This window comes from Acinetobacter terrae, assembly GCF_002135195.1.
GTDB classification, from domain to species: Bacteria; Pseudomonadota; Gammaproteobacteria; order Pseudomonadales; family Moraxellaceae; genus Acinetobacter; species Acinetobacter terrae.
In genome coordinates, this window is sequence record NZ_NEGF01000011.1 from 54,301 (window position 1) to 70,370 (window position 16,070).

A 16,070-nucleotide genomic window follows, 5' to 3' on the forward strand; every position below is an offset into this window, starting at 1 on the left:
GTTTGCATGGTGAATATTGATAAATCACAAGTCGCGCAGCGTTTTGAGAAAGCAGCACAAAGTTATACTCAACATGCGGTGGTGCAAAAACAGATTTGCCAGAATTTAATTGGGTTGATGCAAGAACACTTATCCAAAAACAGTTTAGATCGTGTTTTTGAAATCGGTTGTGGTTCGGGTAATTTAAGCCATTTGCTGATGCAAAATTTTCAAATCAAACAACTGTTTTTAAATGATCTGTATCCTGAAGTTCAGCAGCATTTTTCTAAATCTAAAAAAATAGAATGGCTGATTGGAGATATTGAACAACTAGATTTTCCACAATCCCTTGACCTGATTGCATCCAGTTCAGCTTTGCAATGGATCTGTGATTTAGATGCAATATTTAAAAAATGTTCTAATGCTTTAACACCGCAAGGCTATTTGTGTTTTTCGACCTTTGGTCAGCGGAATCTAAAAGAAATTAAGGCATTGACTGGACAGGGTTTGGATTATCTGAGTATTAAAGAGATTCAGGAAAAGTTGATGCAGCAGGATTTTGAAATCCTGCATCTTTCAGAAAATATTGAAACTTTAACTTTTCAACATCCTAAACAAATACTGCAACATTTAAAGGCTACAGGTGTGACTGCAACCGCATCGCAGCATCGTTGGACCAAGCAGTCTTTACAGCAGTTTTATCAAGATTATCAGCAATTTTCAGAAATTGATCAGCGTGGTCAGCGCCATTATCAGCTGAGCTATCATCCTATTTATTGCATTGCACGGAGCAAGTCATGACAGCACCCGTTTATTTTATCAGTGGTATTGATACCGGTATTGGCAAGACTTATACCACGGGTTATTTGGCAAAGTTATGGAATGAGCAGGGCAAGAAAACCATTACCCAAAAGCTGATTCAAACCGGCAATACCGATATTTCTGAAGATATCGAACAGCATCGTAAAATGATGCAGATGGGCTGGTTTCCGGAAGATGAAACTAAACTCACCATGCCAGAAATTTTTACTTATCCAGCCTCACCGCATTTGGCGACTAAAATTGATGGTCGTGAAATTGATTTTCAGAAAATTGAAGATGCAACTCAGCAGCTCGCTAATAAATATGATGTGGTTTTACTCGAAGGTGCAGGTGGTTTGATGGTGCCTTTAACCACAGAATTGCTGACGATTGATTATTTAGCTGAAAAGAAGTTTCCTGTGATTTTGGTCAGTTCAGGACGTTTAGGCAGTATTAATCATACTTTGCTGAGCTTGGAAGCTTTGAAAAGTCGTGAGTTAGAATTGTATGCGTTAGCTTATAACTTAAATGATGAATCGCAAGATCAGCTTATTTCTAAAGACACTTCGGATTATTTAAAAGCGTATTTGGCGAAACATTTTCCTCAGGCACAGTGGATGGATATTCCAGTGCTTTAAAGCTTTCTCTTTCTAGAAGAGGAAAAAAAGCCACTCAAATGAGTGGCTTTCCTTTTAAAGGTATTTAAGAATTAAAATTTCTTAAAGCCTTTATTCAAACCAAATGGTTTGCGTTGTGCAAATTTATCTGTAGGGCGGTTTTGGTTTTCAAACGTATTGCCATTACGCTCAGTAGGCGCACGGTTGCCACGATCATCGCCACGTTGTTCTGAACGATCATTACGAGTGTTAAAACGGTTATCGCTAGTGCCTTCTGTACGAACAGGACGATTATTGAAACGGTTGTCGCTGCGGTTATCAGCACGGCCATTTTCAGGACTAGCTTGACGTTGGTCACGACGCTGTTCCGGTTGAGCTTCGCCTTCGTTATCACGACGTTGCTGACGTAAATAACCACCACGACGTGCAGCCATTGGTTTTTCTTGCATACGTTCGTTACGACGTTTTGCCATACCAAACAAGCCAGTACCTTGACGCGGTTTTAACTCAACAGATTTAGTCAAGTTGTCGATATCACCTTTATCAAGCTCAATCCAACGACCCGTACGAAGTTCGCGAGGTAGAATTACCGTGCCATAACGGGTACGAAGCAAGCGGCTGACTTTAAGACCTTGCGATTCGAAAATACGACGAACTTCGCGGTTACGACCTTCTTTTACAACCACTTGATACCAGCGGTTAATCCCTTCACCACCAATTTCAGAGAATGATTCAAATTTTGCCGGACCATCATCCAGAACAACACCTTCAGTCATGTTCTTTTTGAGTTGTGGTGTTACTTCACCCATCACACGCACAGCATATTCACGTTCAATTTCATTTGAAGGGTGCATTAAGCGATTCGCCAATTCACCATCGTTCGTGAACAATAAAAGACCAGTCGAGTTAATATCCAGACGACCCACCATCACCCAACGATCGCCCGGAATAGACGGCAATTGTTCAAATACGGTTGGACGGTTTTCAGGGTCGCTGCGTGAGCAAATTTCGCCTTCAGGCTTATAATAAATAATCACACGACGACGAATTTCGTCTTCAATTTGGAATGCAACTTTACGACCATCGATGCGAAGCTCATCACCTGGTTCAATGCGTTCACCCACTTGGGCAACACGTCCGTTGATACTTACACGACCAGCGGCAATGACTTCTTCCATATAACGGCGAGAACCCAAACCAACGCGTGCAAGCACCTTTTGTAATTTTTCACTCATGACAGCATAACCTTAGAAATTATCATCAACAGTTCACCTATCTATGACTTCGGTGCGTGAGCATCGAGGGCCATAAAAGCTTCCTTGGCATCCTGCAGGGGAGGCAATTGACCCAGTGAAGACAGGCCAAATGCATTTAAAAATTGTGGCGTTGTAACTAACAACGCGGGTCTTCCAGGGAGTTCTCTGAATCCGGACTCTTTAATCCAGTTCCAGTCAAACAAAGATCTTAGTATTTGACTATTGTTTGAAACCCCACGAATCTGTTCAATATCTGCTCGGGTTACTGGTTGATGGTAAGCAATCACAGCAATGGTTTCGAGCAGGGTTGGTGATAAGCGAGTTGGTCGCTCTGGCCAAACCTGAGTAATGATATTGCGATATTTAGCACGAACCTGAAAACGGAAACCTTGTGCTGTTTCCACCAGTTCGATCGATCTGCCATGTTGTAGCATAGCAAGCTGTTGTAAGAATTGACGCAATTCTGGTTTGGTATATTGATTTTGGAATGCTTCTTTTAAACGTGCAAGCGAAACTGCTGCTTCACTGGTAAAAATAATCGCTTCCAGTTGCATCAAAACTTCATGTTGGTTATCCGCAACAGATAGAGGTATCGCTTGATCATCAATCATGCTTGTACTCCTTGAATCGCAAGTGGCGCTTCAATACCTGTTGCAATAATATTCACTTTTTGTTGGCGTGTAAGTTCTAAAATGGCCATAAAGGTAACCACCATACCCATACGCCCTTGACTCGGTTTCAGCAAGGCTTCGAAATGCAGGATTTCACCTGACTGTAAGCGGCTTTCAATAAAGGCAATGCGTTCTTCAAGCAGTACAGGTTCTTGTTGAATTTGATGGGTAATCGGTTCTGGTCGATTAAATACACAAAATAAGGCATCACGTAAAAGGCCAATATCATAGCCTTCGTTATTTTGTGTAATATGACCTAAACTTACATTGGTTGGGAAAGTATCGCGTTCTAGAACTGGCATTTGGCCCAAACGTTCAGCCGCTTGTTTTACCCGTAAATAAGTTTCTAGACGATCAATCAGTTGTTGTTTTGGATCTTTTTCAATAACAATGGATGTAATTGTTTTTGGAAGCAATAAGCGTGATTTAAGATCGGCCAATAAAGCCGCCATCACCATATAATCTGCTGTTAATTCAATATTGAGTGACTTCATTGCATCCATGTACGATAAATACTGGGCCGCAATTGGGGCAATATCAAGTTGTAATAAGTCAAAACCGCTTTTTTGAATCAGGTAAATCAGGAAGTCGAGTGGTCCTTCGAAATGCTCTAAAAGAATTTCAAATGCAGCAGGAGGAATATACAAATCCTCTGGAATTGATTCTTGCCACTCATCCATAACGCGGATGGGTGAAGCTTGCTCCATAGGATTATGGATCGGTTGATTCATTACAGTTATAGGCCACGCGAATTTTCAAAGGCATGAAGATGCTATTTCAGATCAGCGGTCAGTATAGGTGCTGGGTGATGAGAAAAAGCACATAATTAATCTGCGTAGTCTAAAGGAAAACGGCCTTCAAATAAATTACAAAAGCTAACAAATGACAAAAAAACCTAAAATAAATAGGGAATTTTTATGTAAGTGAAAACAATGCACATGATGTCATTGTTAAATATATATTTTTTACTGGCGGAAAGAAGGTTTTTTAAGCAATATAAAATCAGGACAATACTTTGTGATCAGCTATGAAAAATTATCAAAAAGTACAAGAAAATGAATATGGTCAAATCATCGGGATGCCAGTATCTAATTCTTTAGCCGTGCATCTTTTGGCAGAAAATATATATGGAAACAGGGTCACATTACATTGTTTGTCCGCAGCCACACTGAATGAAGATCATTTTAAGCAAATTTGGCATTGTGTAAAAATGGAAGTGGATCGCAGTTGTTGGACCTATTTACCTTATTCAGGTTTTGAAACTGAAGATGAATTACGAAGCGCTTTAGAGAATCATTTTGGTTTTAATGGAACAACGCATTATCTAATTGAAGTGAACCAAACTCTGGTGGGGTGGGTGGGCTTAATTAATCAATGTCCTGCGGATCATGTCATAGAAATTGGAAATGTTTATTTTTCTCATCAAATGAAACAGTCTACCGCCTCGACTGAAGTGGTTTATCTGTTATTGAAAGCGTGTTTTGCGCAAGGTTTTCGACGTGTGGAATGGAAATGCGATGAATTGAATCAACCTTCAAAACGTGCAGCTTTACGTTTTGGATTTCAGTATGAAGGAACTTTTCGTCAACATCGTATAGCAAAAGGTCGAAACCGTAATACTGCTTGGTTTTCAATTCTGGATGAAGAATGGCTTGAATTGGAAAAGGCATATCTGGCTTGGCTAAAAGCAGATAATTTTGATCAAAATGGGCAACAAAAGATGCGGTTGAGGAATTTAATGGTTTAATGAAAAATTTTATAAAAACAAAACTTTATAGTTGAATGAAATAAAAAATATGATATTTTTTGCACAATAATAATTTTTTGATAAGTATAAACTGGGGGCGGGATGAATATAAAGTTTGTGATTGCAGGGCTTGTAATCATTGCAGGATTATTTGGGGGAACTGAACTGTATTGGCAGCATGAATTTCAGCAACAAGCACGTGAAACATTAAAAAATATTCGCATGGACGATACTATGCGCCAGCAAATAAAGAGTACAGGTTTGCCTATAGAAGGGGATATCTTAAATCAGTATCCCAATATTATTACTTATATGTATTTGACAGAATTTAATGGGAATCAAGTTCCTGATGCCATCAAAAACAATGTAAATCAGTTAGGCTGTTCAATTTTGGATAAATTAAAAGGGCAGGAACCTGATTTGGTAGATGCTTATTTAACTGTTTATAAAGACGATAAAGTGACATCGACTTATATTATTCAGAATAAATTTAGACAAGAAATTTATCAAACCAAACAAACACTCGTAGAATGTCCAAATTTTAATCAAGTTGTATGAATCAAAGAGTGGAAGGTTAATTTATTCTGCATTCAAGAATGCAGAATAAAGCACTTATTCAAAAGCGCTTACATCTCCAACACCACGACGAATCACTTCAGGGTGATCACCAGATAAATCTACAATACTGGTAGTGTTTAAAATACCTAAACCACCATCAATAAACACATCGATACGTTTTTCCAACTCCATTTCAATATCATAAGGATCATCTAAAGGATCTGTATGATTAGGGAGAATCAACGTGCTGGTTAAAAGCGGTTCGCCCAATTCCTTTAGGAGCATTCGACAAATCGGGTTACTCGGAATACGCAGTCCAATGGTTTTCTTTTTTGGATGCATCAAGCGTTTAGGGACTTCGCTGGTCGCCGGTAAAATAAAGGTGGTCACTGCCGGGGTATTGTTTTTTAATAAACGATACATGGCATTGTCCACTTTGGCATAAGTGGCAATATCGGATAAATCGGAACAGATAATGGCATATTGGTGTTTTGGTCCTAGGCCACGAATTTGTGAAATACGCTCCATGGCATTTTTATTTCCGATTTGGCAGCCAATTGCATACGCAGCATCGGTCGGGTAAACCACTACATCACCGGCGCGGATACGTTCTACCGCCTGACTGATCAAACGCGGTTGAGGATTATCAGGATGTACTCTTAAATGAAGCATATTTATTATCTCCCGACTTATTTTTAGACATTATCTGTTGAGTTTACAAAGTCTTGCAATCAGGCTTTGATGAGTTTGTGTAATTCAGTCTAACATTTCACGTTGAAACTCATCACTTTGTAATGTTTTGCCACTTCGCGTGCAGGCACAGATACATTGAATAAAGTGTGCAGCATCGCGAGGAAGTTTAGCTTCACCCTTAAAATATTGCTGAACTTGAGCATAAACATTGTCTTTAAAAGTTGCCCCATCACCGCCATCGCCAGTTAAATTATCCAAAGATACGCGGAATTTTCGACCAAATGCTTTAGAAAACAACCATTCAATGGCTTGCGGTTTAATTTCAACTTGTTCAAATAAGGCTTGTTGCTCACCAGTTCGACCATCCGGTGCATACCAGTAACCTAAGTCTGCCAATAAGCGTCTTTTCTCGCCAGCGATGCTCCAGTGACTGATTTCATGCAATGCGCTATTAAAGAAACCATGCGCAAACTGGATGCGGGCAGGGATGTCTTTAGTCGCTGGAAAATATTCAGGTTCAAAATCACCACGAACAAGCGTCACATTTAGGTGGGAAAACCAGTGATTAAAGTGTAGTATAAGCCAATCTACTTGTTGAACTTCTGTTTGCAAATTAGCCCAAGGTGAGAGTTGCACATGGTCTACATAAACAGCAGAATTTGAGGTTGAATGAGTGGTTAACCGTAATGAAGTGGTGACTTCAGGTTGCGGCTGCAACTGATGCATAACTTGTATTACCCAAATGATCTGTCTAAATAAGTACAAAATTGTATCTTAATCTTTGACAGAGTACCGATGAATTTGTAGAATTGCCGCCTTAATTATGTCAGCAAATACCTTTCCGGCACAGATTGAGCCGTTTAAATGGGCTGAACAAGGCTTTACATGGTCAGGTACCCTGCCATTGTCTCGCTTTGTTCGCATTTCCCGTGAAGCTGTTGGATCAATTGATGATCAATTGATTAACATAGACTGTAAGCTATCAATGGATGCGTATCATCGTATCGTATGGTTAGATGGTCATGTTGAAACAAAAGTCCCAATGGAATGTCAGCGTTGTCTGCAGACTGTTGAAATTGATCTTGTTTCAGATTTCCATTTAGCGCTTATAGATGATGAATCACTGATAGAGCGCTTGGATGAGGATGCTGATTTCATCGTCTTTGGTGAAAGTGAAGCAACGACTAAAGGCAGCATTGATGCGCCTGCGTCAGCTGATTTACTCGCACTGATAGAAGATGAATTGTTATTGTTGATGCCCTTGTCTCCCAAGCATGACGTTTGTGTGCATAAGCATCAACCCGCCGATGAAGACATTGCCGAAGAAAAACGGGATAATCCGTTTGATGTTTTGGCAGGTTTGAAGGGTAAACTTAACTAATTTTTGTGTTATACTGTAAAGTATAAGACAACTGAATTTGTTCTGATCCATTTTTTCGATCTTTGTAAGGAGCCATCATGGCCGTTCAGCAAAACCGTAAAAGTCGCTCTCGCCGTGACATGCGCCGTTCACATGACGCTTTAACCGAGAATGCATTAACTGTAGACCAAACTACAGGTGAGACTCACCGTCGTCACCATGTAACTAAAGATGGTTTCTACCGTGGTCGTCAATTATTCGCTAAAGCATCTGCTGAATAATTTTCGATGTATTAAGCGTCAAGCTTAGTAGAAAAAATGGGAGCGTAAGCTCCCTTTTTTTGTCGCCATTTTTTGTTGTATTTGGCAATTACCAAAACAAAAATTAAGTGTTAAATTTCGCTTCGTAAACGAGCTTAGACTCATGAAAGGATTTTTATATGTCTGCTAAACGACTCGATCAAGCAGCTCAAGCGACAAAAACTGCATTTGTTTTTCCTGGTCAAGGTTCACAAAAAGTTGGCATGTTGGCTGAACTTGCAGAACAGTTTAGTGGTGTGCAAGAAACTTTTGCTGAAGCTTCAGAAGCGATTGGTTTTGATTTATGGCACATTGCTCAAAGTGGTGAAGGGTTAAACCAAACAGAATTTACACAGCCTGTATTGCTGACTGCAAGTATCGCCTTATGGCGCATGTGGTTGGAATTGGGTGGTGTTGCACCAAAATATCTCGCAGGTCACTCACTGGGTGAATACAGCGCACTGGTTGCTGCAGGGGCGATGAGCCTTGGTGATGCAGTGAGACTGGTGAATTTGCGTGGCAAACTCATGCAAGAAGCTGTTCCTCAAGGACAGGGCGCAATGGCGGCTATTTTAGGTCTGGAAGATGCGAAAGTGATTGAGCTTTGTGAGCAAGTCAATGCACAAGCGAACGGTTCAGTAGAAGCCGCAAATTACAATGCACAAGGTCAAGTGGTTATTGCCGGTGATAAAGAAGCTGTAGAAGCGGTAATGGCTGCAGCAAAAGAACAATCAGGTAAAGCGATTGCATTACCGGTCTCTGTTCCATCACATTGTTCATTGATGAAACCTGCGGCTGAAAAGTTTGCAGCAGCTTTGGAACAAACTGCCATTGAGCTACCAGGCCTTCCTGTAATACAAAATGTCAACGCGGAAATCGCAACTGATGTAGCAGGAGTTCGTCAGGCATTGACTGCACAATTGTATCAATCTGTGCAATGGACCAAGACCATGCAATACCTGCAAGATCAAGGTGTGCAATATGTGGTTGAATGTGGCCCGGGTAATGTCCTTGCCAATCTTGCTAAGCGTTTACCAAATATCGAAAAAGCATTTCCGCTCGACAGTAAAAGTCGTTTGGAAGATGCACTAAATGCCATTTTAGTGGCTGAAGGGAAAATTGCATGACACAAGAACGTAAAGTCGCATTGGTAACAGGTGCGAGCAGAGGGATAGGAGCAGCCATTGCTCAGCAACTCATTCAAGACGGTTATTTTGTCGTTGGTACGGCAACTTCCGAAGCAGGCGCAGAAAAATTATCTGCAGACTTTGCTGAAAATGGTGCGGGTGCAGTACTTGATGTACGTGATGCGACTGCCATTGATGCTTTAGTTACAGATATTGAACAAAAATATGGTCCTGTTCTTGCACTTGTGAACAATGCGGGAATTACCAAAGATAATTTGTTACTACGTATGTCTGAAGATGACTGGGATGATATTCTCAATATTCATCTGAAAGCCGTATATCGTCTATCTAAGCGTGTTTTAAAAGGCATGACCAAAGCACGTTTTGGACGCATTATTAATATCAGTTCTGTCGTTGCCCACTTTGCAAATCCGGGACAAGCCAACTATTCTGCCGCAAAAGCAGGCATAGAAGCGTTTGGTCGTAGCCTTGCAAAAGAAATGGGTAGTCGCCAAATTACGGTGAATGCTGTTGCACCAGGTTTTATTGCAACAGAAATGACAGAACAGTTAAGTGAAGAAATTCGCAAGAAAATGAGTGAACAAGTGGCATTGAACCGTTTAGGTGATCCACAAGATATCGCAAATGCAGTGAGCTTTCTGGCTAGCGAGAAGGCAAGTTATATCACTGGTACTGTTTTACATGTGAATGGCGGTTTGTACATGAGCTAATTAGCTGATGTATAAACTTTCAAAAAATTAGATATTCAATTAAACTAACGGCATTAAAAACGCCACAAGCAATGAGGAGAATTCCTGTGAGCGATATCGAACTACGTATCAAACAAGCGGTTGCAGAACAACTTGGTCTTAAAGCTGAAGAGATTAAAAACGAAGCATCTTTTATGGATGACTTAGGTGCTGACTCTTTGGACTTAGTTGAGCTTGTTATGTCTTTCGAAAATGATTTTGACATCACTATCCCTGATGAAGATTCTAACGAAATCACAACTGTTCAATCAGCGATTGACTATGTTTCTAAGAAACTAGGTTAATTGTTGTTTCAGCTTTGCTGAAAATGAAAGCCACCTTTTAGGTGGCTTTTTTATTGGAAAATCAAAACTGTTTTAAACAGCCTTCATTACAGATCGTTACGTTTGGTTCACCAAAGACAACCTTTCTTTTATATAAATTTTAGGTATAAAAATAGAACACTATTTTTTTAAATAGCATAAATAACAATATGGAGAAATAAAATGGGTCTTTTTGATTTTGTAAAAGGTATTGGTAAGAAGAATACAGCACCAGCCGAACCACAGGCAACTCCAGCAGCTTCAACTACTCCCGCAGAGCCATCTGCACAAGAAATTGCAAATAAACTACTCGGACATATCAAAGCTTTGGGCCTGCCTGTAACCGGCTTATCTGTGAGTTATAATGGCACTTCTGATCTGGCGACCATTAAAGGGCAAGTGCAAAGCCAAGCAGACCGTGAAAAGATTGTATTGGCGGTCGGAAATGTTGATCATGTCGCAAAAGTTGATGATCAAATGACAGTAGCAACTCCTGCACCAGAAAGTAAATTCTATACGGTTAAATCTGGTGATACCTTGTCTAAAATTTCAAAAGAACATTATGGTGATACAAATCAATATAACAAAATTTTTGAAGCTAACCGTCCTTTGTTAAAAGATGCTGATGATATTTATCCAGGACAAGTACTTCGTATTCCAGCTTAATGTTGGATAGGTAAAAAGGCGCTATGAGCGCTTTTTTATTAAAATTTGTGCTGTAGTTTCCGTCTGGCAAGTTGTTCTCTACCTAAAAAAACTTTAGGGTTTAAATGATAGTGCTGCACTAAAATCTGGATCAGTTGTCGTCGGTTGTCTTTATTCAACATATTCAGATCAATATGTGCCATTTTATATTGCTTGCGAAATTCAGGTTTTAAAATAAAGCCGATACTGCACGTTTTCCACTGTTGTTGGCTTAATCCTTTTATTGTAAGTGGTTTAAGCAGACGATACTTTGAGGCATGTGAGGAATAAAGTTGGGTTTTGAACAGCGTATTACGCTGCACCATGCTATTGAGCTTTATTCCAATACTTTGTATGGAGATTGTCTGGCTAGTGACCACAAGTTTCATGTTCATGGCAATATAAGCCAGCATAATGATGAGCGATACCATTAACCATCCCGACAGGGATTGATCTAATAAATACTGAATCAGACTACCAAAATCTTGAACCATATTGAAGTTATTGAGTGAGTGCTGCGCTAAAACAATAAATAGGGCAGGGATGAAGATCAGGCCAATGAAATAACGCGGCAGATAGTGACATTGAAATAGGGGATATTCAGTTGCTATGTCCATGAATCCTCACCTTTCAAGAAAAGTATAGACAGGGTGTGATTGCTATTTCTAGCACACTTACTGTCCCATTACGTGGCAGAGAGTGCTTAGGATTGTTATAAAATTTGACTCCAATTAAGTTGCATTTTGGTTTTTTTAACGCTTGTTTTAGCACATTATTTTCTTATATTTGTCTTTCTTGTATTCATCTATTTTAAGTTTTTGGGTTGACTTGGGTTTAGCTATTTTTGTTGTAGATATGAGTATGAAAGTAAATCTTGTTATGCAGTTTTTTAGATTCAAATTTTTACTCTTTCTTGTTTTATATATTTTTTTTCTAGATTTCACTGTAATCAGGACTTGATATTGATTATCTAATCTAAATTTATGTAATTTTTTTCAGGCACAATTTTTGCTGTTTCTTATTAAATTTATTTTAATGAATGGTAAAAATGAGCTATCAAATTCATCGATGTACAGGAAATTCAGCAGCTGAGTATTTAATTTTATCTTCAGGTTTGGGCGGTCATGCAAGTTTTTGGAAACCTCAAATTGAGACATTAACCCAGTATTTTCATGTGCTGAGTTATGATCAAGAAGGTTGTCATGCAGATTCCGCTCTTTTACCAGAGGAGTATGCAATTACCGATCTGGCAAAACAGTTAATAGAAATTATAAAATTAGAAAGAATTCAGGATTTTCATTTTATTGGACATGCTATTGGCGGATTTATCGGGGCAGAACTGGCTGTATTAATAAGGACATCTAAAAACAACTTATTAAGTTTAACTTGCATCAATTCATGGAATGAACTCGACCCGCATACCCAAAAATGTTTTGAAGCTCGTCTTCATTTATTAAAGTCAGCAGGTGCTGAAGCCTATGTGCGAGCGCAGGGATTATTTCTTTATCCGCCAGTCTGGATTTCAAAAAATCATGCACATTTAAAGACCTTAGAAAATATTCAACTCGAAGATTTTCCACCGACCCAAAATGTATTGAAGCGCATTGAGGCTGCACAGAAATTTAGCATCAATGAACAGCACATACAGGCATTGCAGCATTGCCAATTACACTTCATAGCCAATCAAGATGATTTTTTAGTGCCCGTCCACAAGTCGAGTGATTTAAAGAACGCGCTTGGTCATGGACAACTTAGTATTCTTGCTTCAGGAGCACATGCATCCACGGTCACAGAGCCTGAATTATTGAATAAAACCATGCTTCAATTTTTCCAAAATCATTTTTTAAAAGTGGCCTCTTAATAGTGTTGAGTGAGTAAATCTACAGCTAAAACTTTTATTTTTTAGAAATATGCACAAGGTTTTTTTATCCTATTTCAACAAACCGTGATTTTAATATCGCGGTTTTTTTTAATTCATTTTTTCATAAAAATAAATCTGGTATTGATCAAAATTGAGTTGCTGATTTTAACAATTGTGCATTTTTTTGGAGCCATTATCGCCATAACAGTGCATGATTTTTCTTTTATATTTTACTGTTTGTTAAAATAATATATTTATAAATTATTGATAATTATATATTAAATAAAATTGGCACAGCATTTGCTAAATATTAATTATAAAAATCAAGTTAATTGCTTGAAGCAAGTTTATAACCAAATGGTAAAAATGAGGTGTTAATAATGAAAATAGGCGTCTTTTGTCCAATCGGAAACAATGGCTGGTTACTGTCTGAAAATGCACCCCAATATAAACCTAGTTTTGAAATGAACAAGCAAATTGTGCAACGTGCAGAACATTATGGCTTCGACTTTGCTCTCTCCATGATCAAGCTGCGTGGCTTTGGCGGGAAAACCGAATTTTGGGATCATAACCTCGAAACATTTACTTTAATGGCTGGCCTTGCTGCAGTGACCAGCAAAATTAAAATTTATGCCACAGCGGCGACTTTGGTGATGCCGCCTGCAATTGTGGCACGTATGGCATCTACCATTGACTCCATTTCAAATGGGCGTTTTGGTTTAAATGTGGTGACTGGCTGGCAAGCGCCTGAATATAAACAAATGGGCATGTGGCCGGGTGATGAATACTTTGCGAAACGTTATGACTATTTATCTGAATATGTCGAAATTTTACGTGAGCTTTGGGCGACTGGAAAATCGGACTTTAAAGGCGAACATTTCCAAATGGATGATTGCCGCGTGAGTCCAGTTCCACAAGCCGATATGAAAATCATTTGTGCAGGGCAATCCGATACGGGGCTGGAGTTCTCGGCTAAATATGCAGATTACAACTTTGTCTTTGGTAAAGGTCTAAATACTCCGAAAGCTTATGCAGACATCAATGATCGCTTAAAGGTACATACCGATAAAACCGGCCGCGATGTGCAAACCTATGTGCTCTTTATGGTGATTGCAGCAGAGACCGATGAAGAAGCTTTTGCAAAATGGCAAAGCTATAACGATGGGGCAGATGTCGAGGCGATTAACTGGCTGATGAACCAAGGCGGTAAAGATACCAAATCCGGTGCAGATACCAATATTCGTCAAATGGCATCCAGTGTGTCACCCGTCAATATCAATATGGGCACCATTGTCGGTTCTTTTGAAAATGTCGCAAGCATGCTGGATGAAATTGGTGAAATTGAAGGAACTGAAGGCATTCTTTTAACTTTTGATGATTTTATTCAAGGCGTAGAAGATTTTGGTCAAAAAATTCAACCACTCATGAAATGCCGTGAGCATATTGTGGTTGAAGGTGAAGCAACTCAAGTTTCAGTTTTGGAGAAGTCAGCATGAATACCAATGAATCTTTAGAGAATGTGGTTTGTGCAGGATTTACTCAAGCCGCTGGCACCGGAAAAGTGTTAAAGGCAGAACCTGAGGCCATTCAACTTGCAGCTGAGCAAACCGCATTAATCGTGATTGATATGCAAAATGCTTATACCTCAAAAGGCGGCTATTTAGACTTGGCGGGTTTTGATGTTTCAAAAACCAAACCTGTAGTGGAGAACATTAAAAAAGCAGTCGATGCCGCGCATGCATCCGGTATTCACGTGATTTATTTCAAAAATGGCTGGGATGATCAGTATGTAGAAGCGGGTGGTATCAATTCCCCTAATTTTCATAAATCCAATGCCTTAAAAACCATGCGTAAGCATCCTGAATTACAAGGAAAGTTACTCGCGAAAGGCGGCTGGGACTTTGAGCTGATTGATGAACTCAAGCCTTTAGCTCAAGACATCGTGATTGAAAAACCCCGTTATAGCGGTTTCTTTAATACCGCTTTGGACAGCATGCTCCGCAGTAAAGGCATTCGGAATCTGGTTTTTGTCGGGATTGCCACCAATGTTTGTGTGGAATCAACCTTAAGAGATGGTTTTTTCTTGGAGTATTTTGGCGTAGCCCTAGGAGATGCCTGTTATCAGGCTGGGCCGGGGGAAGCGCATGAAGCCAGTTTATATAACATTAAAACCTTCTTTGGATGGGTGTCGGACACAGCAAACTTTGTCGAAACCTTTCAAACCAACTCCAATCTTTTAGAAAAATTAGCTTAAAACTTTATAGGGGAACATCATGCCGAAAGAAATTATTTTACCCGCAGGAACAGGAAAACCATTGGCACCGTACGTACCTGCAACCAAAGCGGACAATATTGTTTATGTGTCGGGTACATTGGCTTTTGATGAAAATAACAATCTAGTGCATGTCGGTGATGCTGCTGCACAAACCCGTCATATTTTGGAAACCATCAAAAAAGTCATTGAAACAGCGGGTGGGACGATGGATGACGTAACCTTTAATCATGTTTTTGTCAAAGACTGGGCAGATTATGCTGCGATTAATACTGTCTATGCAGAGTATTTTCCGGGTGATAAACCGGCACGCTATTGCGTACAAACAAGCTTGGTGAAACCGGATGCTTTAGTTGAAATCGCATCTATTGCCCATGTTTAATTTAAAAACTTCTCAAAAAACAGATGTAAATGATATCAATAAAGGACAAAACTGAAATTTGAATTCAACGATGAATAATCGAATTTCAGTGATGGAGGTGGTGATGAACAGCAAAATCATGGCAGTTCAATCTGCAAAAGATTTAGTACAACATGCGCAAAGTTTTCAAATGACTGCTCATGAAGCGCATACCGAAATTGATCAGGCGACTTTTAGACAGGGCATGTCCAATTTGGGTGCAGCCGTCAATGTGATTACTACAGATGGTGCAGCGGGTCAGGCAGGTTTTACCGCTTCTGCAGTGTGTAGTGTCACCGATTCACCACCGACTTTGTTGGTCTGTTTAAACCGTTCAGCCTCAGTATTTGAAACTTTTAAAACCAATAAAGTACTTTGCGTAAATACGCTGGCAACGCATCAAACTGAATTATCGAATGTTTTTGGTGGAAAAACACCCATGTCGGAACGATTCTTGCGTGGTAAATGGTCAACACTGATCACCCAAGCACCAGTTTTAGCTGATGCACTGGTTTCGTTTGATTGTGAGGTGGTGCAAAGCATGTCGGTCGGCAGTCACGATGTACTGATTTGTCAGGTCAAAGCCATGAAACAAAATAAAGGTATGAATGCATTGATGTATTTCAATCGTGCGTATTGCGAGCCACAACCCATGAACTAATCCAATATTCCT

The 16,070-nt window shown here is 39.6% G+C and carries 21 protein-coding genes; 15 read left to right on the top strand and 6 right to left on the bottom strand.

All coding sequences use genetic code 11. From position 1 onward, the window contains the following. Nucleotides 1–6 precede the first annotated feature (6 nt). Nucleotides 7–780, top strand: coding sequence for a malonyl-ACP O-methyltransferase BioC (gene bioC, locus B9T23_RS12120; RefSeq protein ID WP_086194274.1), 774 nt, complete (start codon nucleotides 7–9; stop codon nucleotides 778–780). Beyond that, nucleotides 777–1,418: a dethiobiotin synthase gene (gene bioD, locus B9T23_RS12125; protein WP_086194275.1), complete on the top strand. Its 642-nt coding sequence runs from the start codon at nucleotides 777–779 to the stop codon at nucleotides 1,416–1,418. Before bioC ends, bioD begins: the two co-directional genes overlap by 4 nt. 71 nt (nucleotides 1,419–1,489) lie before the next feature. On the opposite strand, the gene rluB is transcribed toward bioD, so the two are convergent. From rluB to B9T23_RS12140, 3 genes are read right to left on the bottom strand one after another with little or no spacing between them, the layout of a single operon-like run. After that, a complete protein-coding gene (gene rluB / locus B9T23_RS12130) occupies nucleotides 1,490–2,632 on the bottom strand; it encodes a 23S rRNA pseudouridine(2605) synthase RluB (protein ID WP_086194276.1) in 1,143 nt (380 codons plus the stop codon). Between the two features lie 41 nt (nucleotides 2,633–2,673). Then, on the bottom strand, nucleotides 2,674–3,264 hold the full coding sequence (scpB, locus tag B9T23_RS12135; protein WP_086194277.1) for an SMC-Scp complex subunit ScpB: 591 nt from the start codon (nucleotides 3,262–3,264) through the stop codon (nucleotides 2,674–2,676). Beyond that, nucleotides 3,261–4,055 (bottom strand): segregation and condensation protein A, encoded by a 795-nt coding sequence (locus B9T23_RS12140; RefSeq protein ID WP_086194278.1) that lies wholly within the window; start codon nucleotides 4,053–4,055, stop codon nucleotides 3,261–3,263. The genes scpB and B9T23_RS12140 overlap by 4 nt, the downstream gene beginning before the upstream one ends. 296 nt (nucleotides 4,056–4,351) lie before the next feature. Here B9T23_RS12140 and B9T23_RS12145 point away from each other — a divergent pair, with 296 nt between their 5' ends. After that, nucleotides 4,352–5,071 (top strand): GNAT family N-acetyltransferase, encoded by a 720-nt coding sequence (locus B9T23_RS12145; RefSeq protein ID WP_086194279.1) that lies wholly within the window; start codon nucleotides 4,352–4,354, stop codon nucleotides 5,069–5,071. Between the two features lie 102 nt (nucleotides 5,072–5,173). Continuing rightward, nucleotides 5,174–5,629: a hypothetical protein gene (locus B9T23_RS12150; RefSeq protein ID WP_086194280.1), complete on the top strand. Its 456-nt coding sequence runs from the start codon at nucleotides 5,174–5,176 to the stop codon at nucleotides 5,627–5,629. 54 nt (nucleotides 5,630–5,683) lie between these two features. Here the strand turns inward: B9T23_RS12150 and B9T23_RS12155 are convergent, their stop codons facing one another. Both B9T23_RS12155 and B9T23_RS12160 read right to left on the bottom strand, forming a co-directional pair. Next, nucleotides 5,684–6,301 (bottom strand): L-threonylcarbamoyladenylate synthase, encoded by a 618-nt coding sequence (locus tag B9T23_RS12155; protein WP_086194281.1) that lies wholly within the window; start codon nucleotides 6,299–6,301, stop codon nucleotides 5,684–5,686. An 84-nt stretch (nucleotides 6,302–6,385) separates the two neighbouring features. Then, nucleotides 6,386–7,048: an elongation factor P hydroxylase gene (locus B9T23_RS12160; protein WP_086194282.1), complete on the bottom strand. Its 663-nt coding sequence runs from the start codon at nucleotides 7,046–7,048 to the stop codon at nucleotides 6,386–6,388. Nucleotides 7,049–7,145: 97 nt separating this feature from the next. Here B9T23_RS12160 and B9T23_RS12165 point away from each other — a divergent pair, with 97 nt between their 5' ends. The 6 genes from B9T23_RS12165 to lysM all read left to right on the top strand — a co-directional run bounded on the left by B9T23_RS12165 (nucleotide 7,146) and on the right by lysM (nucleotide 10,846). Then, nucleotides 7,146–7,703: a YceD family protein gene (locus B9T23_RS12165; RefSeq protein ID WP_004695347.1), complete on the top strand. Its 558-nt coding sequence runs from the start codon at nucleotides 7,146–7,148 to the stop codon at nucleotides 7,701–7,703. A 77-nt stretch (nucleotides 7,704–7,780) separates the two neighbouring features. Beyond that, nucleotides 7,781–7,963 carry a 50S ribosomal protein L32 gene (rpmF, locus tag B9T23_RS12170; RefSeq protein WP_067726483.1) on the top strand — a complete coding sequence of 61 codons (183 nt, stop codon included), beginning with the start codon at nucleotides 7,781–7,783 and terminating at the stop codon, nucleotides 7,961–7,963. 158 nt (nucleotides 7,964–8,121) lie between these two features. Then, nucleotides 8,122–9,108: an ACP S-malonyltransferase gene (gene fabD, locus B9T23_RS12175; protein WP_086194283.1), complete on the top strand. Its 987-nt coding sequence runs from the start codon at nucleotides 8,122–8,124 to the stop codon at nucleotides 9,106–9,108. After that, nucleotides 9,105–9,839 carry a 3-oxoacyl-ACP reductase FabG gene (gene fabG, locus B9T23_RS12180; RefSeq protein WP_067726478.1) on the top strand — a complete coding sequence of 245 codons (735 nt, stop codon included), beginning with the start codon at nucleotides 9,105–9,107 and terminating at the stop codon, nucleotides 9,837–9,839. Before fabD ends, fabG begins: the two co-directional genes overlap by 4 nt. A gap of 86 nt (nucleotides 9,840–9,925) precedes the next feature. Beyond that, nucleotides 9,926–10,162, top strand: a complete 237-nt coding sequence (gene acpP, locus B9T23_RS12185) for an acyl carrier protein (protein WP_004651013.1) — start codon at nucleotides 9,926–9,928, stop codon at nucleotides 10,160–10,162. Between the two features lie 201 nt (nucleotides 10,163–10,363). Then, complete coding sequence (gene lysM / locus B9T23_RS12190) at nucleotides 10,364–10,846, top strand: peptidoglycan-binding protein LysM (protein WP_086194284.1); 483 nt, start codon at nucleotides 10,364–10,366, stop codon at nucleotides 10,844–10,846. Between the two features lie 38 nt (nucleotides 10,847–10,884). Here lysM and B9T23_RS12195 read toward each other — a convergent pair whose 3' ends face one another. Then, nucleotides 10,885–11,481 carry a hypothetical protein gene (locus B9T23_RS12195; RefSeq protein ID WP_086194285.1) on the bottom strand — a complete coding sequence of 199 codons (597 nt, stop codon included), beginning with the start codon at nucleotides 11,479–11,481 and terminating at the stop codon, nucleotides 10,885–10,887. Nucleotides 11,482–11,912: 431 nt separating this feature from the next. On the opposite strand from B9T23_RS12195, the gene rutD reads away from it, so the two are divergent. The 5 genes from rutD (at nucleotide 11,913) to rutF (ending at nucleotide 16,058) form a co-directional block, all read left to right on the top strand. Beyond that, a complete protein-coding gene (gene rutD, locus B9T23_RS12200; protein ID WP_086194286.1) occupies nucleotides 11,913–12,725 on the top strand; it encodes a pyrimidine utilization protein D in 813 nt (270 codons plus the stop codon). A 380-nt stretch (nucleotides 12,726–13,105) separates the two neighbouring features. Continuing rightward, entirely contained in the window at nucleotides 13,106–14,221 is a 1,116-nt protein-coding gene (rutA, locus tag B9T23_RS12205; protein ID WP_086194287.1) for a pyrimidine utilization protein A, read from the top strand. Beyond that, complete coding sequence (gene rutB, locus B9T23_RS12210; protein ID WP_086194288.1) at nucleotides 14,218–14,979, top strand: pyrimidine utilization protein B; 762 nt, start codon at nucleotides 14,218–14,220, stop codon at nucleotides 14,977–14,979. Before rutA ends, rutB begins: the two co-directional genes overlap by 4 nt. Before the next feature lie 19 nt (nucleotides 14,980–14,998). Continuing rightward, on the top strand, nucleotides 14,999–15,379 hold the full coding sequence (rutC, locus tag B9T23_RS12215; protein ID WP_086194289.1) for a pyrimidine utilization protein C: 381 nt from the start codon (nucleotides 14,999–15,001) through the stop codon (nucleotides 15,377–15,379). Nucleotides 15,380–15,548: 169 nt separating this feature from the next. Further along, a complete protein-coding gene (rutF, locus tag B9T23_RS12220) occupies nucleotides 15,549–16,058 on the top strand; it encodes an NADH-dependent FMN reductase RutF (RefSeq protein ID WP_228145929.1) in 510 nt (169 codons plus the stop codon). Nucleotides 16,059–16,070: the final 12 nt, after the last annotated feature.